Raw genomic sequence first — 23,141 nt, forward strand, 5'->3', positions numbered from 1 at the left:
GGCTCAGGTTACGCGCGGTTCTCCAGGTAAAGCCAGAACCCGAGGCCCGCGAGAACCACCACCGCGGCCAGCACCGCCATCGTGATCTTCAGCACGCTGTACGGCCGATCGCCCTGGACCTCCCCGTTCACCCCGTTGATCAGCACCTGGAACGTCTCACCGCCGAACAGATAGTTCCCGATCCACACCGGCAGCAGCGCCAGCTTGAACGTGACGTCCGAGTAATGCGTGTCGACCGAGGACACCCGCTGCACGTCGCCCCCGATGTGCCGGCGGCAGTCACCGTGGATGACCTGCGCCATGACGCCCTTCGCCCGGTCCATGCCCGCCTGCGGCTCGACGTCGTACCGCAGGCTGTGGTGCCCGGTCACGTAGAGCGGGTCGAACGGGAGCGCGTGCTCCAGCGGCCACGGCTGCAGCGCGTCCAGTCGTTCCGCCGAGACCCGCTGCGTGGCGGCGACCAGCACGTCGTTGAAGCCGCGCGCCACCCTGCCGCTGGCCGGGTACCAGCGGGTGCGCCGCTCGCGGCGGGTCTTCCTGTTGCCGTTCGAGTCGGTGTGGCTCGTGGTGACGTAGTAGTGCACGCCGCGCTGGCCGACATAGTCGGAGACGGTCCGGGCGTCGTACGTCCAGTGCGGTAGGTACGTGCTCTTCATCGTCTCCGCCTCGGTGACCTTCTTGAGGCGGTTCGGGGCGAACCAGCGGGACTTCACCCAGCCGCGCAGCGCCTGCCTGGCGCCGTTCCTGTCCAGGGCGAACGGGAGCACGGCCTCGGGCGCGATCTGGCTGTCGTTCGCCAGGTCGGCGACCAGCGGGGTGCCGCAGAACTGGCAGGCCCTGGACAGCGCGTCGCTCGCGGTCCTGGCGCCGCAGCCCGGGCAGGCGAACTGGTGCGGGGCCAGGTTCCGGACGCGCGGCTTGGCCAGGAAGGCGTCGTAGGAGAACTCGCGGATCTGGCGAACCGGCGGGGCGATCTGCTGTTCGAGGCCGCAGTAGGGGCAGCGCAGGGCGGCGGTGCCGGGGGCGAACGCCACACTCGCGCCGCAGCCTTGACAGGGGTGGGCGGGGGTCTGGGTGGGGGAGGTCATCTCGGGTCCTGTCCTCCTGGGATCAGGGCGGGGCTTTCACGCGGTGGTCAGGCGGGGGGGCAGCGGGGGTGGGGTTCCGCCCAGGAGGGTGATCAGTTCGGGCACGTCGCGGGCCGGCGCCCATTGCGGCATTCCGGGCCTCCACACCAGCGCGTCCGGGGTGAGCCCGGCGGCGGGCAGGTCCGGCTCCGCGAACGGGCCGCGCTGCTCGCCGTTCACGCCGAGGAACCAGCGGCCGGGCTGAGGGAGAGGCGGCGGCCCCTCCTGCGGTTGCCGCTGCGGGTGCTGGGGTTGGGTGGGCTGGGGTTGGGTGGGCTGGGGTTGGGTGGGCTGGGGTTGGGCGGGCTGGGCGTGGGTGGGCTGAGGTTGTGGGGTGAGGGCGGCGGCCATGTGCTGGCCGGCGGCGATGCCCATGCCCAGGCCCATGCCCTCACCGGCCCCGCCCGCGTTCTCCAGCGCGTTGGCCGCCTGGAAGCGCGCGTAGTCCCCGAGGTCGCCGACGATCCCCATCTGGGAGCGCTTGTCCAGCGCCTGCTCCACCTCGGGCGGCAGCGAGATGTTCTCGATCGTGAAGGTCGGGATCGCGATCCCCACCCCGGCCAGGTCCGCCGTCAGGGCCCGCGCCAGCCGCTGCCCCATCTCGTGCTGGTTCGCGGCCAGGTCGAGCAGCGGCACGCCGGCCGTGCCGAGGGCGTGCGCGAGCCGTCCCACGACGAGCTGGCGCAGGTAGCCCTCCACTTCCTCGGTACGGAACTGCGTATCCGTCCCCGCCAGCTCCCGCAGCAGCGCGGGGGCGTCGGTCACCCTGGCCGCGTACGCGCCGAACGCCCGCAGCCGCACCGGCCCGAACTCCGGGTCGCGCACCATGACCGGGTTCTGCGTGCCCCACTTGAAGTCGGCGAACTGGCGGGTGCCGACGAAATACACCTCGGCCTTGAACGGCGACTGGAAGCCGTACTTCCAGCCCTTCAACGTGGACAACACCGGCAGGTTCCGCGTCTCCAGCGTGTACGTCCCCGGCGCGAACGCGTCGGCGATCTGGCCCTCGTTGACGAAGACCGCGACCTGCGACTCGCGCACCACGAGCTGGGCGCCCATCTTGATCTCGTTCTCGTGACGGGGGAAGCGCCAGACAAGGGTGTCGCGGCTGTCGTCGAGCCATTCGACGATGTCGATGAACTCGCCCCGGATCTTGTCGAAAAGCGCCACGTCGTCCCCGTCCGTCCATATATCGCCAGGTCGGCCACCGTACCAAAGGCCGTTTGACACCGGATTGGCGTAGAGGTCGGTACGGTGGGGAACCGTGGTGAAGCAACGGGTCGCGCAGCTCGAATACTCAGAGTTCCAGTCCGCCATGCTCGACGAGGAGAAGCGCAGGCGGAAGGCGGCGAAGATCATCGCTGTCCTGGAGCACTTCCACGGGCCGCTCGGCGGGCTGACCGTGGGTGACGTGGGCTGCTCGGCCGGGTTCATCGCCGACGAGCTGGCCGAGGCGGGGGCCAGGCACACGCTGGGCATCGACATCGACGTGCCGGGGCTGCGCAAGGCGGCCGACCGGTTCGGCGAGCGGGTCGCGTTCGTGTGCGGTGACGGCACGGCGCTGCCGTTCCCCGACGGGTCGATCGACGTGCTGGTGTTCAACCACATCTACGAGCACGTGGTCGACCCCGACGGGGTGGTGGCCGAGATGCGCCGGGTGTTGTCCGATGACGGGGTGCTCTATCTCGGGCTCGGCAACCGGCTCGGGGTCGTGGAGCCGCACTACAAACTCCCGTTCCTGTCATACCTGCCGCCCGCCCTGGCCGACCGCTACGTACGCGCGTTCGGGAAGGCCGACCACTACTACGAGCGGTTCAGGACGCGGCGCGGGCTGCGCAAGATGCTCAGGGCCTTCCACGTGTGGGACTACACGTTCCCGGTGCTGGCCACGCCGACGAAGTTCGCGGGGGGCGAGTTGTTCCCCGGCGTGCTGGGGAAGGTGGTCAAGGCCGTGTTGTCGCGGGCGCCGCGCGAGGTGCTCAGGCTGCTGCTGCCGGTCGTGCCGACGTACCTGTGGGTGGCCACCAAGACGCCACGACGGCCGGTGGGCGTGGCGCTGCCGCAGCCGCCCGAGCGGGTGCGCCCGCTGTGACCACGAGAAAAGCCGCCGAGGAGGCCGCCGTGGACGGCGACGACGTCTCTGAGGCGGCCACCGCAGACGGGGCAGCCGCTTCCGGCACGCCGGAGACCGCGAATGGTGCCGCCACGTCAGGCACGCCGGAGATCGCGGAGGGTGTCGTCGACGACGGTGTGCCGGAGGCGGTGGTCAGGGTCAGGCGGCGGTCGCCGGTTCGGCGGTTGGTCAGGTTCGGCTTCCTGGCCGTCGCGCTCGGCTTCGGCGGGTGGGCGGTGGCCAGGGAGTGGGACGCCGTGGTGGCCGGGTTCGCCAGGATGTCCCTGCCCGCGCTGGCCGGCTCGCTCGTCGCCGTGGTCGCCGCGCTGCTCGGGGCCATGCTCACCTGGCGCACGCTGCTGTCCGACCTCGGCTCGCCGCTGCCCCCGCGCCCCGCCGCCAAGGTGTTCTTCGTGGGCCAGCTCGGCAAGTACATCCCGGGCACCATCTGGCCGATGCTCGCCCAGATGGAGATGGGCCGCGAGCTCGGCGTGCCGCGCTCGCGCAGCGCGGCGGCGTTCTTCCTGATGATGCCGATCCAGATCGCCACCGGCCTGCTGGTCACGCTCGTCACGCTCGGCTGGGACCGCTTCGGCTGGTTGCTGCTGTTCATCCCGTTGTTCGTCGTCCTGCTCGAGCCCAAGGTCATCAACAGCGTGATCGGGTACGCCCTGCGCCGGCTCAAGCGCGAGCCCCTCGAACGCCCGCTCACCCGGCGCGGCATGCTGACCGCGCTCGGCTGGGCGCTGGCCGGCTGGATGGCCTACGGCGTGCACCTCTATTTCGTGGCGCCCCAGGGCGGTCTGATCTTCGCGATCGGGGCCTTCGCGATGTCGTGGTGCCTGGGCATCGTGACCTTCGTCGTACCGGCGGGCGCGGGGGTGCGGGAAGCGGCCATGGTCGCGGTGCTGGCACCCCAGCTTGACCGAGGCTCCGCAATTGCGATTGCCCTTTCCTCCCGCATTGTCATCATCGTGGGGGATCTGATCTGCGCAGGCTTGGCGGGAATTGCGGCGCGTCGCGACTCGGTGTGATTTGGACCACGATTTAGGGGAGGCTGGTCATAAGCTGAACCTGAGAGGGGGACGCCCAGTCCCACGTTGATCTTGAGGGGAGAAGATCTACGTAATGCCTCGAGTGCTCGTCGATGCGGCGGCGGTCCCCGCGGACCGTGGCGCGTTGATCAGATATGTGGACGGGCTCGTGGCCGCGCTCGATAGAGCCGGCGCGGATCTGGCCGTGGTCTGCCAGCGAGCCGAAGCTGAACGATACCGGCGCCTCGCGCCGACCGCCCAGGTGATTCCCGGGCCTGTCGCGATCACCAACAGGGCCGCCAGACTGGCCTGGGAGCAGACGGGACTTCCGCTGCTCGCCCGCCAGGCCGGGGCCGACGTGATCCACGCTCCCTACTACTCCATCCCGCTCAGCTCGGGCCTGCCGACCGTCGTGACGGTGCACGACGCGACCTGGTTCACCGAGCCCGACCAGCACAGCGCGCGCGCCTCGTTCTTCCGCTCGGCCACCCGCACCGCCGTACGCCATGCCCAGCGGGTGATCGTGCCGTCCAAGGCGACCAGGGACGAGCTCGTCCGCGTGTTGTCCGCCGATCCCACCCGCATCGACGTCGCCTATCACGGCGTCGATCTGGCGCAGTTCCACCCGCCGAGCGAGGACGAGATCCGCCGGGCCGCCATGAGATGCGGGCTGCACGGACAGCCTTATGTGGCCTTCCTGGGAGCGCTCGACCCGCGCAAGAACGTGCCCAACCTCATCCGCGGCTTCGCCTCCGCCGTCAAGCGCCTGGACAAGCCGCCGGCGCTGGTGATCGGAGGGGGCGTGCACGAGGACGACGTGGACGCCGCCTGCCGGGAGGTCCAGGCCACCGTCAGGGTCATCAGGCCCGGCTACCTGCGCGCGCCCGACCTGCCGGGTTTCCTCGGCGGGGCGCTCGTGGTGGCCTTCCCCTCGCGCGGCGAGGGGTTCGGGCTGCCGGTGCTGGAGGCGATGGCCTGCGGCGCGCCCGTCCTGACGACACACCGCACCTCGCTTCCCGAAGTGGGCGGCGACGCGGTGGCCTACACCGAGCCTGACGCCGACAGCATCGCCACGGCGCTCGGTCAACTGCTGGCCTCTTCCCAGCGTAGAGGGCAGATGCAGGAGGCCGGGCTGGCGAGGGCGAGGGAATTCACCTGGGACGCCTCCGCGGAGGCGCATCTCAGCTCCTATCAACGCGCGATCGAATAGTTCGGTAACCTCACGGAGTGATGGAGAGCTCTTTGCCAGACCTCGAGGCGATCCTCCTGGTCGGGGGGCAGGGCACCCGCCTGCGTCCGCTGACACTGGGCACGCCCAAGCCGCTGCTGCCGACCGCCGGAGTGCCGTTCCTGGCCCACCAGCTGGCCCAGGCGCGATCCTTCGGCGTACGCCGAATCGTGTTCGCGACCTCGTACAAGGCGTCGATGTTCGAGCCTGCCTTCGGCGACGGGGCGGCGTTCGGGCTCACGCTGGAGTACATGACGGAGGAAACCCCGCTGGGCACGGGCGGTGCGATTCGCAACGCCGCCGAGGCGCTCACGTCGGGTCCCGACGACCCCGTCCTCATCTTGAACGGCGACATCCTGTCCGGCCACGACATAGGCGAGCAAGTCCGCCTGCACCGTGACCGGCAGGCCGATGTAACGCTCCATTTAACGGAAGTGGACGATCCCACCCGATTCGGGTGCGTGCCGACCGATGAGGCGGGGCGCGTGACCGCGTTTCTGGAGAAGACGCCCAATCCGGTCACCAACCGAATCAACGCCGGCTGCTACGTCTTCACCCGGTCGGTGATCGACTCGATCCCGCTTGGCGAGGTCGTGTCGGTCGAGCGGGAGACCTTCCCCGGGCTGATCGAGTCGGGCCGGCTCGTGCTGGGCTACAACGACGGCACCTACTGGCTCGACGTCGGCACGCCTGCCGCGCTCGTCCAGGGCTCGCGCGACCTGGTGCTGGGCCGGCTGGCCTCGCCCGCGCTGCCCGGTCCCACGGGCGAGTACCTTGCGCTCGAAGGGGCCACGGTCTCGCCCGAGGCCAAGGTGCAGGGCGGCACGGCGGTCGGCGCGCGCGCCGTCGTCGAGGCCGGGGCCACGGTGGTGGGGTCGGTGCTGGGCGACGACTGCGTGGTGGAGGCGGGGGCCTCCGTGACGGACTCGGTGGTGGGCCGGGGGGCTCGCGTCTGCTCGGGTACGGTGGTGCGCGACGCGGTGATCGGCGACGGCGCCATCGTGGGGCCGGGCAACGAGCTCCAGAACGGGGTCCGCATCTGGCCGGGGATCGAGCTGCCAGAACGCGCCATGCGCTACTCCAGCGACGTCTGACCAAGTCTGACCACGTCGGCCACCCGCCGGGAACGCCCGCTGACAGCGACGCTGCTCAGCAGGGCTCGGTCGGCCGAAGGGGATCCGCGGCCGCCCTGTCAGGACTGCTAGCGGGCTGTCATGGCGCCGTCCACGGCCATCGGCAGCCCGTTCACGAACGACGCCGCGTCCGAGCTGAGCCAGGCGATCGCCTCGCCGATCTCCGGCGGGTTGGCGTACCTGCCGACGGGGTGGTAGGCCGCCGTCTGCTCCAGCGTCATGATCCCCTGGTCGATCAGATCGTCGACCATCTTCGTACGCACGGCGCCGGGGCACACGGCGTTCACCCGGACCCCCGTGGTCGCGTACTCCAGGGCGGCCGCCTTGGTCAGTCCCACCACCCCGTGCTTCGCGGCGACGTACGGGGAGACGAAGGGCGCCTCGATGCCGACCAGGCCGGCCACCGACGCCACGTTGACGATCGAGCCCGAGCCCTGCGCCAGCATGTAGGTGAGCTCGTGCTTCATGCACCACCAGACGCCCTTGAGGTTGACCCCGATGGAGGCGTCCCAGGCTTCCTCGGGCACCTCGTGCAGCCGGCCGTCGCCCGCGGTGTCCACTCCGGCGTTGTTGACCGCGCAGTCCAGGCGGCCGAACCGCTCGACCGTGAAGTCGACCATCTCCTTGACGGCCCCGCCCCGCCGTACGTCCACCCACGCGAAGGCGGCCTCGCCGCCCGCCGCGGTCACGTCGGCGACGGTGCGCCTGCCGCCGTCCTCGTCGATGTCGGCGACCATGACCTTGGCGCCGTACCCGGCGAACACCAGCGCCGTCGCGGCGCCGATGCCTGATCCCGCGCCCGTGATCAATGCGACTTTACCGCCGAGAAGTGAACCTGCCATCTGGAGCCGACTCCCAAGAACTGCGACGAACGGATAGAGGTGTCGCACCGTACTGGAGAGGCGATCAACGTGTCGAGATCGGCAAGCCAGCTTTCCCGACGTGCTGACTATATTCGGCAAATGTCGTAAGATCCCGTGTTGCTCGCCCGCGATCATGGATATCGGCCAGGACAGGTCCGTGCGCCGCGCGTACGGACTGAATGTTTCGCATTCGGCTCTGTCACGTTCGCGGTGACCGTGCTCCACCTGCCGATGAGGACCATAGATGTCAGTACAGGTACGCACTCGACACCGTGCGGCGCGCCCGGAGTTGCGTGACGCGCTGGTCATTTTGACGATGACGGTCGCTCTGACGGGGGTCGCGTCGCTGCTGGCTGTGCTCGTCGCGCCCGCTTCGACGCGGACGTTCCTCGCCTGGACCCTCGGCGTCGCGGCGGCTCTGGTGTGCTGCTCGGTCGCGTTCGCGGTGTACGGGAAGCAGGAGAGCCGGCGGCTGCGTAAGAGGCTGGCCGTCGGGGACGCGGAGCTGGCCCGGATGGCCAGTGAGGTCATGCCGGATACGGTGAAGCGGATCCGGAGCGGCTCGTCGGCGGAGTCGGTGCTCATGGGGATCTCGCGGCCCGCGAGCCGGGCCCACCGGCAGATCCTGCGGATCTTCGTCAACGAGGTCAGCAGGGAGGAGCGGATCCGCGCCGCCACCACCTCCGCGTGCGCGAGTGCCGCCGGCCGGGTTCAGGCGCTGGCCACCAGCATGCTGGCCGACCTGCGCGACATGGAGGACCGGCACGACCGGGTCAGCCTCGGCGACCTGCTGACGCTGGACCACACGACCGCGCAGGCCGGTCGGCTCGCCGACAGCATCGCCGTGCTGACCGGGGCACGGTCGGGGCGGCGCTGGACCAAGCCGATCGTCATGGAGAGCATTCTGCGTGGCGCGATCGGCAGGATCAGCGCCTACCAGCGGGTCCGTGTGCACTCGGTGTCCACGTTCGCGATCGCCGGGCATGCCGCGGAGGGCGTCATGCACGCTCTCGCCGAGCTGATGGACAACGCCACCAGCTTCTCCCCGCCCACCGAAGAGGTGCACGTGTACGTGGAGGAGGTCAGCGCGGGGATCGTGGTCACGATCGAGGACTGCGGCCTGGTGATGAGCCCCGCCGCGCTGGCCCGTGCCGAACGCGCCGTCTCCCCGGAGCCGCTGGACTTCACCAAGTTGTCCGGGTCCCGCCTCGGGCTGGCGGTCGTCGGCTGCCTGGCCCGCAAGCATGGGCTGACCGTTTCCTTCCGGCCGTCCTCGCGCGGCGGCACCGGCGTGGTGGTCATGATCCCGCAGCAGATCATCAGCCAGAACGTCCAGGTGCCGCAGGCGACGCAGCCCCCTCCGCCGCCTGTCCCGCGCACCCGGCAGGCCGCCGTGCCGCAGCAGGCGGCCCCCGAGTCGGACAGGGAGCCGGACAGGGAGCCGCACGGCCTGCCGCGGCGCCGGAAAGGGCAGACGCTCGCCGCCGCCTCGTCCGCGCACACGCCGTCGCGGCCGGCCGGCCAGGAGCCCAGGTCCTCGCGGCCGTTTTCCGAACCCGGAGCCAAGTTCTCTGCCTTCTACAAGGCGGGCAGGGCACGACAGATTGGTGAGGACGAATCCCAATGAGAACCTCAGATCAGGAACTCGCCTGGTTGCTCGAGAGCCTCCTGGAGAGGACTCCGCAGACCAGGCACGCGGTGGTGCTGTCCAGGGACGGCCTGCGGCTCTCCCACACGGGCGCGCTCTCCGTGGATCGCGCCGACCAACTCGCCGCGATCGCCTCCGGGATCCAGAGCCTGTCGTACGGCGCCTCCATCGAGTTCGGCGACGGCACGGGGGGCCTGCGCCAGTCCATGACCGAGTTCCACGGCGGGCTGCTGTTCATCGTGGAGGCGGGAGAGGGCGCGCACCTCGCCGTGGTGGCCAGCGACGAGGCCGACCCGGGCCTCATCGGCCACAACATGAACGAACTCGTGGAACAGATCGGTGAGTATCTGACCGCGCCACCCCGTGCCCCCCAGCAGAGCAGCCGACTCTGATGTCGCCGCGCCTGGAGGATGAGAATCCGGACCGCCTCTACATGGTGACCGGCGGGCGCAGCAACGTGGCCGACGACGGTTTCGACCTGGTCACACTGATCGTGAGCGAGGGCGATCCCACCCCGGGCATGCAGTCGGAGCATGCCCGGATCCTGCGGCTCTGCCAGGGACCGACCGCTGTCGTGGAGGTCGCCGCGGAGTTGCGGATGCCGGTCAGCGTCGTGCGCATCCTGCTGTGCGACCTGCTCGACATGGGACGCATCACCGCCAGGAACCCGCGCCCGGCGCCTGCCGAGGCGCGTCTGCCCGACCCCGATTTCTTGAAGCAGGTGCTTGTTGGACTCGAGAAGCTCTGAACCGGCCGTCCGCACTCCGCTGCCGAGCTCCGCGAACACCGGGCTGAAAATCGTGATCGTCGGCGGGTTCGGCGTAGGCAAGACGACCATGGTCAGGTCGGTCAGCGAGATCCGTCCGCTGAGCACCGAGGAGACCCTGTCGCAGGCGGGAGTCGGGATCGACGACGCGCGGGGCGTGGCGGGGAAGTCGACCACCACGGTGGCGTTCGACTTCGGCCGGATCAGCCTGAGCGCGGAAATGGTGCTCTACCTGTTCGGCGCGCCCGGGCAGGAGCGGTTCTGGTTCCTGTGGGACCGCCTGTTCACCGGGACGCTCGGCGCCGTCGTCCTGGTCGACACGCGCCGCCTGGCCGACTCGTGGTACGCCATCGACCGGCTCGAACACCACGGAACGCCGTTCGTCGTGGCCCACAACCAGTTCGGCGAGTCCACGTATTCGCTCGACCAGATACGCGACGCGCTCGACCTCGGTGGCGACGTGCCGCTGATCGCGTGCGACGCGCGGCAGCGGGAATCCAGCAAGTCCGTGCTGATCAAGCTCGTCGACCACCTCCACGCTCTGTCCTCCGCCCGGCAGGTGACCTCATGACCGACTACACGCATTCCACCGAAGCCACCTCCTGGTTCGCCGCCCGGCAGGAGGAGCCTGAGCGCAACGCGTTCGACGGCGCTTTCCCGATGTACGGCAGGGCGTACCACCAAGATCCCGCCCGGGCCTTCGAGGAGATGCGGCGGCACGGTCCCGTGGTGCCGGTCGTGCTGGAGGGGGACGTACCGGGCTGGCTGGTGCTCGGCTACCGCGAGCTGCGGTACGTGCTCAGCAATCCCAAGCTGTTCGTCCGCGACTCGCGCCAGTGGAACCAGTGGGACAACATCCCGGCCGACTGGCCGCTCATGGCGTACGTCGGCTACCAGCCGTCGATGTTGTTCGAGGTGGGCGCGGCTCACGAGCGCCGGGCGGGAGCGATGAGCGACGCGCTGTCCCAGGCCGACCAGTTCGAGTTGCGCACCCACTGCGAGCGGGTCTCCGAGGGGCTGGTCAACACGTTCATCGGCTCCGGACGGGCGGACCTGATGGCGCAGTTCGCCAACCCGATCCCGCTGCTCGTCCTCGGCTCCATGCTGGGCCTGCCGGACGCGGACACCCGCGCGCTGGTCGGCGAGGTGGCCACGACGCTGAACGGCGGCCCCGCCGCGATGGAGGCGTACGGGCGGGTGCAGACCATCATGGCCGGGCTGCTGGAGCTGAAGCGGAAGCACCCGGGGCCCGACCTGCCCTCCCGGCTGCTCGCCCATCCTGCCAGGCTCACCGACGAGGAGCTCACCCAGGACCTGCTGCTGACCATGACCGCGGGCCACGACCCGACGGCCACCTGGATCGGCAACACGTTGCAGCTCATGCTGACCGACGACCGGTTCGCCATGACGCTGTCGGGCGGCCGGCGCAGCATCGGCCAGGCGCTGAACGAGGTGTTGTGGAAGGAGGCGCCCGGGCAGATCAGCATCGGGCGGTGGCCGGTCATCGACACCCAGCTCGGCGGCCGCCGCATCCGCGCCGGTGACCTGCTCGTCTGCGGCCTGGCCGCCGCCAACCTCGACCCGCAGGTACGGCCCGACTTCTACGGCGGCTCGGTCGGCAACCACGCGCACATGTCGTTCGGGTACGGCGCGCACGGCTGCCCGCATCCCGCGCCGGAGCTCGCCGAGGTCATCGCGCACATCGCGGTGGAGACGCTGCTCGACCGGCTGCCGGACGTGGTGCTCGCGGTGCCGCCCGAGTCGCTGGAGTGGCGGATGTCGATCCAGATGCGCAGCCTGGAATCGCTGCCTGTCGAGTTCACGCCGGGCTATCCGTCCTGATGCCCCCGCCCTCGCGGTGTCCGGGCCGGTGGACGGCCAGGGCACACTGTACGGGTGATGGAGCGCAGGTGGGAGCCCGAGGGGCCGCTGGACGTGGGGATGGCCCTGGCGCCCCACAAGCGCGGCACCGGCGATCCCACGTGGCGTCAGAGCGCCGACGGCTCCGTGTGGCGCACCTCAAGGACGCCTGACGGCCCCTGCACGCTCAGGGTGACCACCGAGGCCGGGTCCGTGCACGGGCAGGCGTGGGGGCCTGGGGCGGGGTGGGCGTTGGAGGGTATGCCCGCGCTGGTGGGGGCGTACGACGATATTTCGGGATTCAGCGTCAAGCATGACGTGCTGGCGGAGGCCGCCAGGAGATATCCGGGGCTGCGGCTCGGGCGGTCGGGCCGGGTGATGGAGGCGCTCGTACCGGCGGTGCTGGAGCAGAAGGTCGTCGGGCGGGAGGCGTGGCGGGCCTGGCGGTGGTTGCTCGGACACTACGGCGAGCCCGCTCCAGGACCGGCCCCCGAGGGGATGCGGGTGGTGCCCGAGCCCTCCGTGTGGCGGCAGGTCCCGAGCTGGCACTGGCATCTCGCGGGCGCCGAGGCCGTCCGCGCCAGGACGATCGCCAACGCCGCCTGGCACGCCGGCAAGCTGGAGGCGGCCGCCACCTCACAGGAGCTCGACCGGCTGCTGCGCGCGCTGCCCGGGATCGGGGTGTGGACGTCGGCCGAGATACGCCAGCGCGTCTTCGGCGACCCCGACGCCGTCAGCGTCGGCGACTTCCATCTGGCCAAGCTCGTCGGTTACGCGCTGACCGGGGAGAAGACGGACGATCAAGGAATGATGCGGCTGCTGGAGCCGTACGCGGGGCATCGGCACCGCGCCACGGTGCTCGTCTGGCTCACCGGCCTGCGCCCGCCCGCGCGGGGGCCCCGGATGGCGGCACGCGACTACCGATCGTTCTGACCCCGCCCTGAGTGCGTACGGCGAACTCAGGCCGTCGTACTGTGCCTTTATGAGTTCTGACTCCGCGCTCCGCCGTGCCCTCGCCCGCGCGAGGGACGGCAAGACCCTTGACATCACCGAGGCGACCGTCCTCCTGCACGCCCGGGACGAGCACCTCGGCCCGCTGCTCGACCACGCCTCCCGCGTGCGCGACGCCGGGCTGCGGGCCGCCGGCCGCGAGGGGATCATCACCTACAGCAGGAAGGTGTTCATCCCGTTGACCCGGCTCTGCCGGGACCGTTGTGGTTATTGCACGTTCGCTACCGCGCCGAACAAGCTGCCTGCGCCCTTCCTGAGCCCCGACGAGGTGCTGGAGATCGCCCGGCAGGGGGCGGCGATGGGCTGCAAGGAGGCGCTGTTCACGCTGGGCGACCGGCCTGAGGACCGCTGGCACCAGGCCAGGGAGTGGCTCGACGCGCACGGTTACGACGACACGTTGTCCTACGTGCGAGCCATGGCGATCAGGGTGCTGGAGGAGACCGGGCTGTTGCCGCACCTGAACCCGGGGGTGCTGAGCTGGCGGGACTTCCAGCGGCTCAAGCCGGTCGCGCCGTCGATGGGGATGATGCTGGAGACGACGTCGCGGCGGTTGTTCGAGGAGAAGGGGCAGGCCCACTACGGCTCCCCGGACAAGGATCCGGCCGTGCGGCTGCGGGTGCTGGAGGACGCGGGCCGGACGAACGTGCCGTTCACCACGGGCATCCTGATCGGCATCGGCGAGACCGTCGAGGACCGGGCCGAGTCGATCTTCGCGATCCGGAAGGTGGCCAGGGAGTACGGCGGCATCCAGGAGGTCATCGTCCAGAACTTCCGCGCCAAGCCCGACACGGCCATGCGCGGCCTGCCCGACGCCGACCTGCAGGAGCTGGCCGCCACGATCGCGGTCTCCCGGCTCGTGCTCGGCCCCCGCGTACGCCTCCAGGCCCCGCCCAACCTCGTGGACGCCGAGTACGAGCTGATGATCCGGGCCGGGATCGACGACTGGGGCGGGGTGTCGCCGCTGACCCCCGACCACGTCAACCCCGAACGCCCGTGGCCGCAGATCGACGACCTCGCGGCCCGTACGAAGGAGGCCGGGTTCCAGCTCCGGGAGCGTTTGACGATATATCCGGAATATGTGCGGGCTGGGGAGCCCTGGCTGGACCCCCGCGTGATCGCCCACGTCGAAGCCCTGGCGGACCCGGCCACCGGGCTGGCCCGCGAGGACGCCGTACTCGAAGGCCGTCCCTGGCAGGAGCCCGACGGCGGGTTCGCCGCGTCGGGACGGGTGGACCTGCACGTCGAGGTGGACACCACGGGCCGCACGAACGACCGCCGCGACGACTTCGACCACGTCTACGGCGACTGGGACGCCCTGCGCGAACGCCTCGGCACGGTGGCCGCCGCCACCCCGAGCGACGTGCGCCAGGCGCTCAGGCGGGCCGAGGCCGACCCCGCCGGGCTGACCGACGACGAGGCCGTGGCCCTGCTCGGAGCCGAGGGGCAGGCCCTGGACGAGCTGGCCGGGATCGCCGACGCCCTGCGCAAGGAGGCCGTGGGCGACGAGGTCACCTATGTCGTGAACCGGAACATCAACTTCACCAACGTCTGTTACACCGGCTGCCGCTTCTGCGCTTTCGCCCAGCGCCGTACCGACGCCGACGCCTACACCCTCAGCCTCGACCAGGTCGCGGACCGGGCGGAGGAGGCGTGGGCGGCGGGCGCGACCGAAGTGTGCATGCAGGGCGGCATCCATCCGGATCTGCCGGGAACCGCGTACTTCGAGATCGCCCAGGCGGTCAAGGCGAGGACGCCCGATATGCACGTGCACGCGTTCTCCCCGATGGAGGTCATCAACGGAGCCTCCCGCACGAACCTGTCCATTCGCGACTGGCTGGAGACGGCCAAGGAGGCCGGCGTGGACTCGCTGCCGGGCACGGCGGCCGAGATCCTCGACGACGACGTGCGCTGGGTGCTGACCAAGGGCAAGCTGCCGGCCAAGGAGTGGATCGAGGTCATCACCACGGCCCACAAGGTCGGCATCCCCACCACCTCCACGATGATGTACGGGCACGTGGACAACCACCTGCACTGGGTCAGGCACATCAAGCTCATCAGGCGGCTGCAGGAGGAGACGGGCGGCTTCTCCGAGTTCGTGCTGCTGCCGTTCGTGCACACCAGCGCGCCCATCTACCTGGCGGGAGTGGCCAGGCCGGGGCCGACCGCGCAGGAGAACCGGGCCGTGCACGCCCTGTCCAGGATCCTGCTGCACGGCGCGATCAAGAACATCCAGTGCTCCTGGGTCAAGCTCCAGGATGACCTGTGCCACCAGGTGCTCCAGGGTGGCGTCAACGACCTCGGCGGCACGCTGATGGAGGAGACGATCAGCAGGATGGCCGGGTCGGAGAACGGCTCGTACAAGACGATCAGTGAGCTGCGCGAGATGGTCGAGGTCACGGGCAGGCCGGTCAGGCAGCGCACCACCGAGTACGGCCACCCGAGCGAGGAGCGGCTGTCGGCCTCGGCGGCCAGCGACGGCGTCTGCCAGAGCGTCAGAAGGGTCCTGCCGCTGGCCTAGTTGTAACATGTTCTAACAAGCTCTTGCGTTCGCCATGTGAAGCGCTGGGAGAATCGTCACTCCCCTGGGAGAGAGGTTCACCGTGCGGTTGGGTCGACACCGCGCCGCGCTGCCCCCCGAGCAGCGGCGTAGGAAGGCGTTCCAGCGCGGCATGCTGGCGGGGCTGACGGCCGTGGCCATCGTCGCGGCCGGCCTCGTCGTGATCTTCGGCGGCGGCGGCGTGCTGTGCACCACACGAGAGCCTGTTCTGGTCAATGTGGCGGCGGCCGTGGACGTGGCTCCCGCGGTCATGGAGGCCGCGGACCGGTTCAACGGGACGAAGACGGCCGTGGGCGGCCGGTGCGTGCTGGTCCAGGTGACCGAGCAACCACCGGCCACCGTCTTACGCACGCTGATCGGCGACCGGGCCGGCGTGCTGAGCGAGCGGCCCGACGGGTGGATCTCCGACTCCTCCGCCTGGATCAGGCTGGCCCGCCAGCAGGGCGCGAGCGCGTTGCCCGCGGGGGAGAGCGTGGTGGCGACCTCGCCGCTGGTGTTCGCCACCCGGTCGTCGCTGGCGCAGCGCTTCTCGGTCGGCCGGACCGAGATGAACTGGCGGATGGTCTTCCCCTCGACCGTACGCGGACGGCTGACGCCCACCGACAACGAGCCCGACGTCGTACGCGTGCCGGACCCCTCGCTGGCCGGGGCGGGCATCGCCACCGTGGCCGCCGCCAGGGACGTCGTCGGCACGGGGCCGGAGGCGGACAAGGCGCTGACCGCGTTCGTACGGTGGGCTCAGGCAGGCTCGGCGCCCGACTACCGCAGCATGCTCGCCGCCGTGGACGACCGCACGTTCTGGCGGCGTCCCGTCGTCATCGTCCCCGAGCAGTCGGTCTGGAACCACAACCTGCGGCCCTCCGCCGACCCCGTCGTGGCCCTGAACCCGCGCGAGGGCACGATCAACCTCGACTACCCGTACGTCGTCACCGCGACCGATCCCGACGTCGCCGACGCCTCCACCGTCTTCGCCGGCTGGCTGACGCGGCCACAGGCGCAGGAGATCGTGCGGCGGGCCGGGTTCAGGTCGGGCGACGGCTCCCAGGGGCCGATCTCGCCCGGGCCGCGGATCCCCTCCGGGGCGCCGCGTACCAGGACCTCGGTCTCCTCGCAGGACATCGACGAGGCCCTGCGCGCCTGGAGCCGGCTGGCCCCGCCGACCAACATCCTCGTGCTGGCCGACACCTCCAAGCACATGGCCGAGCCGATGAACGGCTCCACCCGGGTCAGCGTGGCGCTCCAGGCCGCCAAGATCGGCCTGCAGCTCTTCCCCGACTCCACCCACATGGGGTTGTGGGAGTTCGCGGACTCGCTGGACCACATCAGGGGCTACCGGGAACGTGTCGGCCTCGGGCCGATCAGCGAGCCGGAGACCGGGCAGGTGATCCGCCGCAGCCGTCTGGACGAGCTGACCAGCTCGATCACCGCGCATCCCAAGCTCGACAGCTCCCTGTACGACTCGATACTCAGCGGGTTCCGCAAGGTCAGCGGGGAGTATCGCGAGGAGATGAACAACACGCTCCTGGTGATCACGGCCGGGCGGGACGATGGCAAGGGGGTGGACCTTCCCAAGCTGCTCGACGTGTTGCGGCACGAGTGGAACCCGGACAAGCCCGTTCAGATCATCGTGATCGCGTTCGGGAAGGGAGTGGATCGGGCCAGCCTGTCGCAGATCACGGCCACCACGAACGGCTCCCTGCACGAGGCCCAGGAACCGGCCGAGATCATCGACGTCTTCCTCGCCGCGCTGGCCCGCCGCCTGTGCCACCCCACCTGCAAACCCACAACCTGACCAGCCGCACCTCGGGGGGATGGGACCGGCCACCGTGCGGTCCCATCCCCCCGAGGTGCGGCCGGCGGGAGAGGGCCGCCCTGCGTCTCAAAGGGGAAGGGGACGCTCCCGGAGAGCGCCCCCTTCCGGTTCGGGGTGTCCGGTGGAGCGGTTACACGCGCTGCCAGAGCGCCGGAACGTTCGGCGGCTCCCACCCGGCGAGGGCGGTGTGCGCCTGGAGGCATCGGTAGGTGACGCCGTTGTAGGTCACGGTGTTGCCGATGGCGTACGCCGTACCGGCTCTCCACGTGCCGGAAGGCGTGGTCGGGGTCACCGTCGGCGTCGGGGTGGGCGTGGGCGTGACCGTCGGGGTGGGCGTCGGGGTCGGGTTGCCACCGCCGCCACCGATGTTCAGGTCGATGCAGGAGTAGAAGGCGTTGGTGGTGTCGGAGATGTTCCAGATGGCCAGCACCCTCTGCCGGCCCGAGTAGCCGGAGAAGTTGACCGTGTGCGAGAGCGTCGCCGGCGGCTGCTGGCCGTTGCCGCTGAACACGGCCACCCGCGTGTTGCCGATGTAGTACTCGTAGTTGAGCGTCGAGTGCCTGGCGGTGAAGGTCCAGGTGAAGGTCACCGTGCTGCCCACCGAGGCGGCGGGCCACCCCTTGCTCTCGTCGCTGAGCTGCGCGAACTGGCCCAGGTTGGCGTGGCAGTTACGCAGCCCCTTCGGGCCCTCGACGCTCTGCGGCTCGTAGATGATGTTGCCGCAGTTGGAGACCTTGCCCTGGGCGCAGTTCGCCTGGCGGCTGGGCGGTGTGAGCACATAGCCGTGCGCGAAGGCCGGGGTGGTGTTGAACACCGTGGTGGCGACCGCGATCACCACCACGGCGACTAACGTGAGAGTCCTTCTCATGAAGTGGCTCCTTTACATGGGGGGATGGCCCCAATGTAAAGGAAAGTTTCCTAACGGTAAACGGTCTGGCTGACCGCTGTCCGAAACCCGGTCAACGCGTGACGATGAAGTCACCCGCGTCACGCGGCGCCCGATCCCGCGGCGGCGCGGCGGCGTGCCCGATGGCCACGCAGCCCATCGGGTCCCACGAATCGGGCAGATCCAGCACCTCGCGTACGGCAGGACGGCAGAACATCGTGGACGACACCCACGCCGAGCCGAGCCCCTCGACGGCGAGCTGGATCAGGAAGTTCTCCACCCCGGCGCCGGTCGCCACGATGAACATCTCCCGCTCGGAGGCATTGCGCCGATCATCGCGGTAGGTGTGCGACCCCTCCATCACCAGGCACGGCACCACCAGATAGGGCGCCTCGCGCAGCACGTCGCCGCGCCTGATCCGCTTGGCGATCGACTCCTCGGAGAACCCGTCGCCGCGCAGGTCCGCGACCCACGCCTCCCGCATGGCGTCGAGCAGCTTCGTCCTGGTCTCCGGCGACTCCAGCAGCACGAACCGCCACGGCGTCGTGTGGTGCGGCGCGGGCGCCGCGATGCCCGCCGCGACCGCCCTGCGCACCGCCTCGGGATCGACGGGCCGCTCGGAGAACTGCCTGATCGTACGGCGGGCGAACACGACGTCCCGCGACCCGAAGCGGAACAGGTCGTCGTCGGCCGCCCGCACCAGCGGCCTGACCCCCGGCCCGTCGTCCTCGGTCACCAAGTGGGACAGCCCCCGCACGATCGCCACGGGAACCCCGTCGAGCTTGCCCTTGACCAGCTCGGCCGCGCTCGCGATCTCGTCGGCCAGCGCCGTGACCGTGGCGTTGAGCTGGTTGCCGTAGGAGTCGGAGGCGCCGCGGAAGTCGTCGAGGGGCCGCACGCCGGCCGCCCCGATGGCCACGTCGGTCAGCCCGTTGCGCCACGGCCGCCCGAAGGTGTCGGACACGATCACTCCGACCCGCCCGCCCAGCCCCGCCCTGATGCGCCTGGCGGAGGCGTCGGAGTCGTCGGGGAGCAGCAGCACGGTGCCCGGCTCGGTGTTGGAGGCGTCGACCCCGGCGGCGGCCATCACGAAACCGTGCCTGGTCTGGGAGATCACGGTGTCACCGCGCCTGGCGACCACCCGCTCGGTCTCCTCCAGGATGGCCTTCGTGCGGTCGGGGGCGTGCCGCACCCGGCCCTCGGCCTTGCTCACGATCTTGGACGTGACCACGACGATGTCGCCGTCGCGCAGCTCGGCGCCGGCCAGCAGCGCCGCCACGTCATCTCCCGGCCGCACCTCGCCGAGGCCGGTCACGGCGATCACTTCGATCCGCTCGGGGGTGGCGCCCGCCGGGCGGCCGGGGTGTTGCGTGCTGGTCATCGGGCGAGCTCCTGGGCCAGGTCGAGGGCGGTACGGGCGATGTCGGCCGAGGCGTCGGCGTCGTGCATGAGGATCGGCCGGGCGAGCACGCGCACGCCGTCGAGCGCGACCCCGGCGTCCTCCTCGGCCACCAGCCAGCCGTCGATCAGCTCGGAGCCGTAGAGCTCCAGCACGGCCTGCGCGGTCGTCTCCACCCCGATGGCCGTCAGGCAGGCGTCGGCCATGCCCCTGACCGGCGCGCCGCCGATGATCGGCGAGACCCCGACGACGGTCTTGGACAGCAGGGCGTCGCGAATGCCGGGAACCTGAAGGATCGTGCCGATGCTCACCACCGGGTTGGACGGCGGCAGGACGATCACGTCGGCCTGCTCGATGGCTTCGAGCACGCCGGGGGCCGGCTTCGCGGTCTCCGCCCCCACCAGCGCGAACGACCGCGCGGGGACGGAGGCGCGCAGGCGCACCCACCACTCCTGGAAGTGGATCGCCCGCTTGCCGCGCTCGTCCTCGATCACGACGTGGGTCTCGCAACGGTCGTCGGACATGGGCAGCAGCCGCACCCCCGGCTGCCAGCGCGCGCAGAGCGCCTGCGTGATCTCCGAGAGCGGGTATCCGGCCTCCAGCATCTGCGAGCGCACGATGTGGGTGGCGAAGTCGCGGTCGCCGAGCCCGAACCACTGCGGCTCCACGCCGTACGCGGCCAGCTCCTCCTTGACGACATGGGACTCCTTGGCCCGGCCCCAGCCCTGCTCCTCGTCGATGCCGCTGCCCAGGGTGTACATCACGGTGTCGAGGTCGGGGCAGACCCGCAGGCCGAACAGGGTGATGTCGTCACCCGTGTTGCCGATGACGGTGATCGAGGCGTCGGGTGCGGTGGCGCGCAGGCCGCGAAGGAATCGGGCGCCGCCGATGCCGCCGGCGAGTGACACGATGTGCATGCCGTCCAGTCTTTCACCGGGCTCTGACAACCCTGTCCCGGGACTGGTTTTCCCCCGCGTACTTCCTGGTGCCGGGCGTGTTGATGTTGACGAGCTTCCTTGGACTCCCGGCAGGTGAGTCGGCGATGTGGCAAACTCCCTTCGGGCTAAAGGGTCCTATGGGGGTACTTATGAGCAAATTTGACGTCGCCCGGCTGAAGGAGCCGGCTGCCTGGATCATGGTCGTCACCGGATTGATGAACGTGGTGCTGGCGATCGGCCACATCCTGATCGGCTCGTCCGAATACTCGTCGTCCTTCACGGAACGCTCGATGTCGAACTTCTCGAGCGTGACGAGCCCGGTCGCGACGGCGCTGTTGCTCGGTGCCGTGTTGCTGGTCACCAAGGTCGGCGACCCGTCGCCCAAGGCCAAGCCGATCTCGTACGGCGCCGCCGCCGGGCTGCTCCTGGCCGCGATCTTCGGCATGGTCTCGCTCGTGCTCGGCCTGTTCGCCGGCGCCGGAGCCAGGGCCACGATCGAGTACGTGCTCGTCGGCGTGCCCTCGCTCGCCCTGACCGCCATCGCGCTGGTGTACCTGCTGCCGCAGGTGCTGCCCGAGCGGCAGGCCGCGCAGGTCTACCACGGCCAGTTCGGCCAGCAGCCCGGGTTCTTCGACGGGCAGCCCGGCCAGCCCGGCTTCGGCCAGCCCGGCCAGCCCCAGCCCGGCTACGGCCAGCCCGGCTACGGTCAGCAGCCCACCCCCGGGCAGCCCCAGCCCGGTCAGCCGCAGCCCGGTCAGCCGCAGCCCGGCTTCGGTGGCCCGCAGGAACAGCCCGCCGCGTACGCCCAGCAGCCGCCCTCCGGCCAGCAGCAGCCCGGCCAGCCCGGCTACGGCCAGCAGCCCATGCAGGGCTTCGGCGGCCCCCAGGATCAGCAGCAGCCCGCCGCCTACGGCCAGCAGCCCGCATACGGTCAGCAGCCCAGCTACGGCCAGCAGCCCCCGTCGGGCCAGCAGCCCGGCTACGGCCAGCAGCCTCCGTCCGGTCAGCAGCCTGACTACGGTCAGCAGCCTCCCTCGGGTCAGCAGCCCGGCTACGGTCAGCAGCCCCCGTCGGGTCAGCAGCCTGACTACGGTCAGCAGCCTCCCTCGGCTCCGGGTTACAGCCAGCAGCCCGCCACCCCCGGTTACGGTCAGCAGGCCTCCGCCCCCGGCTACGGCCAGCAGCCGCCGAGCTTCGGTGGGCAGCCGGAGCAGCCCGAGCCCCAGGCGGCCTACACCCCGCCGCAGCCCGAGCCGTACCCGCACATCAGGGGCGCGCTGACGGCCGGCCCCTCCGACCAGCGCCAGCCGGAGCAGCCCTTCGCCCCGGAGGGCTTCGGCCAGTACGCCCCGGCCGACACGGCCCCCGCGGGCCAGGAGTACGCGACGCCGCCCGCGGGCGAGTTCGCCCCGCCCGCCGGCGAGTACACCCCGGCCCCGTACGTCCCCGCGGACAGCCAGCCGCACATCTACGGACAACCCAGCCCGAACCCGTACGCGCCGCCCGCGAACGACCAGCCCAACCCGTACGCCCCGCCCGCGGACCAGCAGGGCAACCCGTACGCACCCCCGGCCGAGCCCGCATACCCCGGGGGCGAGACGACGCCGAACGTGCAGTACCCGCCGGCCGAGCAGCAGTCGTACTTCGGTCAGAGCGCGTTCGACCAGCAGCAGCAGTCGCAGGGTGGCCAGCCTTTCACGGGCTACTCGGGCCAGGAGTACGCCACGCCGGCCGCGTACCAGGAGCCGGACCCGCCGGTGGACCCGCGCTCGCAGCAGCTCATGGACGCCTACCAGCAGGCGGACACCTACCAGTCGAACTCCGGCGCCCAGCCCTATGACGACCCGTTCGGCCACCCGCAGCAGCAGCCGCCCCAGCAGCACGGTGGCTACGAGCCCCAGCAGGGCCAGTACCAGCCCACCCACGGGGGCCAGCCGGGCTGGCAGGAGCATCAGGGCGAGTCGACGATGCGGCTCGACCCCGCCTCGCTCGGAGGAAACGCCTTCGGCGGCGACCAGCGCCGTCCCGGAGACGACCCGATCGACCCAACAGCCATATACACCCCCAATGAGCCACGCAGGTAACGGACCGGCAATGAACGGCTAGAGAGAAGGTGGGCCACGGGCGGGCGTCTACCCCGCCCTGGTACGGTTCCGACCGCTGACAGCTTTGAACGACCCAGGCTGATGCCATGCGCGTGAGGCGTCGGTCCGGTGCGAACATCACATGCAGAGCACACCGGGGCGAGATCTGGTCTTTCCCCGGATACCCGCATGCCGCTTGACGCCACGTACGACACGCGCGTGTAATTACAACCATGTTGTTACGCCTTCCCGTGGGTGGGTACTAAGGAAGGCGTCCATGGGGGGCTCCATTGCGGGCGGGCGGCAGGGAGGTGTGCAGTGACCGATCCGGTCATCGCACAGGATCAGCTTGACGCTGAAGAACTCGGCTGGCAGGAGCGTGCGTTGTGCGCGCAGACGGATCCGGAGGCGTTCTTCCCGGAGAAGGGCGGCTCCACCCGAGAGGCCAAGAAGGTCTGCCGATCGTGCGAGGTCCGTGCAGAGTGCCTGGAATACGCACTCGAGCACGATGAGCGGTTCGGCATCTGGGGTGGGCTGTCCGAGCGGGAGCGCAGACGGATCAAGCGCCAGGCCGTTTAGGGATAAAGGGGGGAAGGGGTCACACGGACAGCCGTGTGACCCTTTTCGCATCTCCTGATCGGGCTTGCGCTGTATGGTGGGCCCGCCTGATCATCCCCCAGG

Annotated in this window: 20 protein-coding genes; 14 read left to right on the plus strand and 6 right to left on the minus strand. The window is 70.4% G+C overall.

Annotated features, from left to right (window positions below):
* Window positions 1–8: 8 nt before the first annotated feature.
* Both ACFPZ3_RS23160 and ACFPZ3_RS23165 read right to left on the minus strand, forming a co-directional pair.
* Window positions 9–1,088: a TFIIB-type zinc ribbon-containing protein gene (locus ACFPZ3_RS23160; protein WP_379516293.1), complete on the minus strand. Its 1,080-nt coding sequence runs from the start codon at window positions 1,086–1,088 to the stop codon at window positions 9–11.
* 36 nt (window positions 1,089–1,124) lie between these two features.
* Window positions 1,125–2,297 (minus strand): SPFH domain-containing protein, encoded by a 1,173-nt coding sequence (locus ACFPZ3_RS23165; RefSeq protein ID WP_379516294.1) that lies wholly within the window; start codon window positions 2,295–2,297, stop codon window positions 1,125–1,127.
* Between the two features lie 94 nt (window positions 2,298–2,391).
* Between ACFPZ3_RS23165 and ACFPZ3_RS23170 the strand changes: the two genes are divergently transcribed.
* From ACFPZ3_RS23170 to manB, 4 genes are all read left to right on the plus strand, one after another.
* Window positions 2,392–3,219: a class I SAM-dependent methyltransferase gene (locus ACFPZ3_RS23170; protein ID WP_379516295.1), complete on the plus strand. Its 828-nt coding sequence runs from the start codon at window positions 2,392–2,394 to the stop codon at window positions 3,217–3,219.
* Window positions 3,216–4,274 carry a lysylphosphatidylglycerol synthase transmembrane domain-containing protein gene (locus ACFPZ3_RS23175; protein ID WP_379516296.1) on the plus strand — a complete coding sequence of 353 codons (1,059 nt, stop codon included), beginning with the start codon at window positions 3,216–3,218 and terminating at the stop codon, window positions 4,272–4,274. Before ACFPZ3_RS23170 ends, ACFPZ3_RS23175 begins: the two co-directional genes overlap by 4 nt.
* A gap of 94 nt (window positions 4,275–4,368) precedes the next feature.
* Window positions 4,369–5,484 (plus strand): glycosyltransferase family 4 protein, encoded by a 1,116-nt coding sequence (locus ACFPZ3_RS23180; RefSeq protein WP_379516297.1) that lies wholly within the window; start codon window positions 4,369–4,371, stop codon window positions 5,482–5,484.
* A 32-nt stretch (window positions 5,485–5,516) separates the two neighbouring features.
* A complete protein-coding gene (gene manB / locus ACFPZ3_RS23185) occupies window positions 5,517–6,596 on the plus strand; it encodes a mannose-1-phosphate guanylyltransferase (RefSeq protein ID WP_465263565.1) in 1,080 nt (359 codons plus the stop codon).
* Between the two features lie 107 nt (window positions 6,597–6,703).
* Here manB and ACFPZ3_RS23190 read toward each other — a convergent pair whose 3' ends face one another.
* The gene (locus ACFPZ3_RS23190) at window positions 6,704–7,477 is read right to left on the minus strand and encodes a glucose 1-dehydrogenase (RefSeq protein ID WP_379516299.1); all 774 of its coding nucleotides are present in this window, start codon (window positions 7,475–7,477) and stop codon (window positions 6,704–6,706) included.
* Between the two features lie 337 nt (window positions 7,478–7,814).
* Here ACFPZ3_RS23190 and ACFPZ3_RS23195 point away from each other — a divergent pair, with 337 nt between their 5' ends.
* From ACFPZ3_RS23195 to ACFPZ3_RS23230, 8 genes are all read left to right on the plus strand, one after another.
* Complete coding sequence (locus ACFPZ3_RS23195) at window positions 7,815–9,125, plus strand: ATP-binding protein (protein WP_379516300.1); 1,311 nt, start codon at window positions 7,815–7,817, stop codon at window positions 9,123–9,125.
* Window positions 9,122–9,538 (plus strand): roadblock/LC7 domain-containing protein, encoded by a 417-nt coding sequence (locus ACFPZ3_RS23200; protein WP_379516301.1) that lies wholly within the window; start codon window positions 9,122–9,124, stop codon window positions 9,536–9,538. Before ACFPZ3_RS23195 ends, ACFPZ3_RS23200 begins: the two co-directional genes overlap by 4 nt.
* The gene (locus tag ACFPZ3_RS23205) at window positions 9,538–9,894 is read left to right on the plus strand and encodes a DUF742 domain-containing protein (protein ID WP_379516302.1); all 357 of its coding nucleotides are present in this window, start codon (window positions 9,538–9,540) and stop codon (window positions 9,892–9,894) included. The genes ACFPZ3_RS23200 and ACFPZ3_RS23205 overlap by 1 nt, the downstream gene beginning before the upstream one ends.
* Entirely contained in the window at window positions 9,875–10,483 is a 609-nt protein-coding gene (locus ACFPZ3_RS23210; protein WP_379516303.1) for a GTP-binding protein, read from the plus strand. Before ACFPZ3_RS23205 ends, ACFPZ3_RS23210 begins: the two co-directional genes overlap by 20 nt.
* Complete coding sequence (locus ACFPZ3_RS23215) at window positions 10,480–11,754, plus strand: cytochrome P450 (protein WP_379516304.1); 1,275 nt, start codon at window positions 10,480–10,482, stop codon at window positions 11,752–11,754. Before ACFPZ3_RS23210 ends, ACFPZ3_RS23215 begins: the two co-directional genes overlap by 4 nt.
* Window positions 11,755–11,811: 57 nt before the next feature.
* The gene (locus ACFPZ3_RS23220; protein WP_379516710.1) at window positions 11,812–12,705 is read left to right on the plus strand and encodes a DNA-3-methyladenine glycosylase family protein; all 894 of its coding nucleotides are present in this window, start codon (window positions 11,812–11,814) and stop codon (window positions 12,703–12,705) included.
* 49 nt (window positions 12,706–12,754) lie between these two features.
* On the plus strand, window positions 12,755–15,301 hold the full coding sequence (locus ACFPZ3_RS23225; protein ID WP_379516305.1) for a bifunctional FO biosynthesis protein CofGH: 2,547 nt from the start codon (window positions 12,755–12,757) through the stop codon (window positions 15,299–15,301).
* 82 nt (window positions 15,302–15,383) lie between these two features.
* Window positions 15,384–17,132 (plus strand): substrate-binding and VWA domain-containing protein, encoded by a 1,749-nt coding sequence (locus ACFPZ3_RS23230; RefSeq protein WP_379516306.1) that lies wholly within the window; start codon window positions 15,384–15,386, stop codon window positions 17,130–17,132.
* A 151-nt stretch (window positions 17,133–17,283) separates the two neighbouring features.
* Here ACFPZ3_RS23230 and ACFPZ3_RS23235 read toward each other — a convergent pair whose 3' ends face one another.
* The 3 genes from ACFPZ3_RS23235 to cofD form a co-directional block, all read right to left on the minus strand.
* Entirely contained in the window at window positions 17,284–18,021 is a 738-nt protein-coding gene (locus ACFPZ3_RS23235; protein WP_379516307.1) for a lytic polysaccharide monooxygenase, read from the minus strand.
* Window positions 18,022–18,112: 91 nt separating this feature from the next.
* Window positions 18,113–19,420, minus strand: coding sequence for a coenzyme F420-0:L-glutamate ligase (locus ACFPZ3_RS23240; protein ID WP_379516308.1), 1,308 nt, complete (start codon window positions 19,418–19,420; stop codon window positions 18,113–18,115).
* A complete protein-coding gene (gene cofD, locus ACFPZ3_RS23245) occupies window positions 19,417–20,355 on the minus strand; it encodes a 2-phospho-L-lactate transferase (RefSeq protein WP_379516309.1) in 939 nt (312 codons plus the stop codon). Before cofD ends, ACFPZ3_RS23240 begins: the two co-directional genes overlap by 4 nt.
* Window positions 20,356–20,525: 170 nt before the next feature.
* Between cofD and ACFPZ3_RS23250 the strand changes: the two genes are divergently transcribed.
* Window positions 20,526–22,460, plus strand: coding sequence for a hypothetical protein (locus ACFPZ3_RS23250; RefSeq protein WP_379516310.1), 1,935 nt, complete (start codon window positions 20,526–20,528; stop codon window positions 22,458–22,460).
* A gap of 318 nt (window positions 22,461–22,778) precedes the next feature.
* The gene (locus ACFPZ3_RS23255) at window positions 22,779–23,039 is read left to right on the plus strand and encodes a WhiB family transcriptional regulator (RefSeq protein ID WP_020546325.1); all 261 of its coding nucleotides are present in this window, start codon (window positions 22,779–22,781) and stop codon (window positions 23,037–23,039) included.
* Window positions 23,040–23,141 lie beyond the last annotated feature (102 nt).

It is taken from the genome of Nonomuraea insulae, from assembly GCF_042656245.1.

What these genes read in the sequence shown, in the direction of transcription:
- ACFPZ3_RS23205 (WP_379516302.1), top strand. Translation starts at nt 9,538, where the DNA reads ATGTCGCCGCGCCTGGAGGATGAGAATCCGGACCGCCTCTACATGGTG.
- ACFPZ3_RS23220 (WP_379516710.1), top strand. Translation starts at nt 11,812, where the DNA reads ATGGAGCGCAGGTGGGAGCCCGAGGGGCCGCTGGACGTGGGGATGGCC.
- ACFPZ3_RS23195 (WP_379516300.1), top strand. Translation starts at nt 7,815, where the DNA reads ATGACGGTCGCTCTGACGGGGGTCGCGTCGCTGCTGGCTGTGCTCGTC.
- ACFPZ3_RS23215 (WP_379516304.1), top strand. Translation starts at nt 10,480, where the DNA reads ATGACCGACTACACGCATTCCACCGAAGCCACCTCCTGGTTCGCCGCC.
- ACFPZ3_RS23200 (WP_379516301.1), top strand. Translation starts at nt 9,122, where the DNA reads ATGAGAACCTCAGATCAGGAACTCGCCTGGTTGCTCGAGAGCCTCCTG.
- cofD (WP_379516309.1), bottom strand. Translation starts at nt 20,355, where the DNA reads ATGCACATCGTGTCACTCGCCGGCGGCATCGGCGGCGCCCGATTCCTT.
- ACFPZ3_RS23225 (WP_379516305.1), top strand. Translation starts at nt 12,755, where the DNA reads ATGAGTTCTGACTCCGCGCTCCGCCGTGCCCTCGCCCGCGCGAGGGAC.
- ACFPZ3_RS23235 (WP_379516307.1), bottom strand. Translation starts at nt 18,021, where the DNA reads ATGAGAAGGACTCTCACGTTAGTCGCCGTGGTGGTGATCGCGGTCGCC.
- ACFPZ3_RS23250 (WP_379516310.1), top strand. Translation starts at nt 20,526, where the DNA reads ATGAGCAAATTTGACGTCGCCCGGCTGAAGGAGCCGGCTGCCTGGATC.
- ACFPZ3_RS23190 (WP_379516299.1), bottom strand. Translation starts at nt 7,477, where the DNA reads ATGGCAGGTTCACTTCTCGGCGGTAAAGTCGCATTGATCACGGGCGCG.
- ACFPZ3_RS23180 (WP_379516297.1), top strand. Translation starts at nt 4,369, where the DNA reads ATGCCTCGAGTGCTCGTCGATGCGGCGGCGGTCCCCGCGGACCGTGGC.
- ACFPZ3_RS23240 (WP_379516308.1), bottom strand. Translation starts at nt 19,420, where the DNA reads ATGACCAGCACGCAACACCCCGGCCGCCCGGCGGGCGCCACCCCCGAG.
- ACFPZ3_RS23160 (WP_379516293.1), bottom strand. Translation starts at nt 1,088, where the DNA reads ATGACCTCCCCCACCCAGACCCCCGCCCACCCCTGTCAAGGCTGCGGC.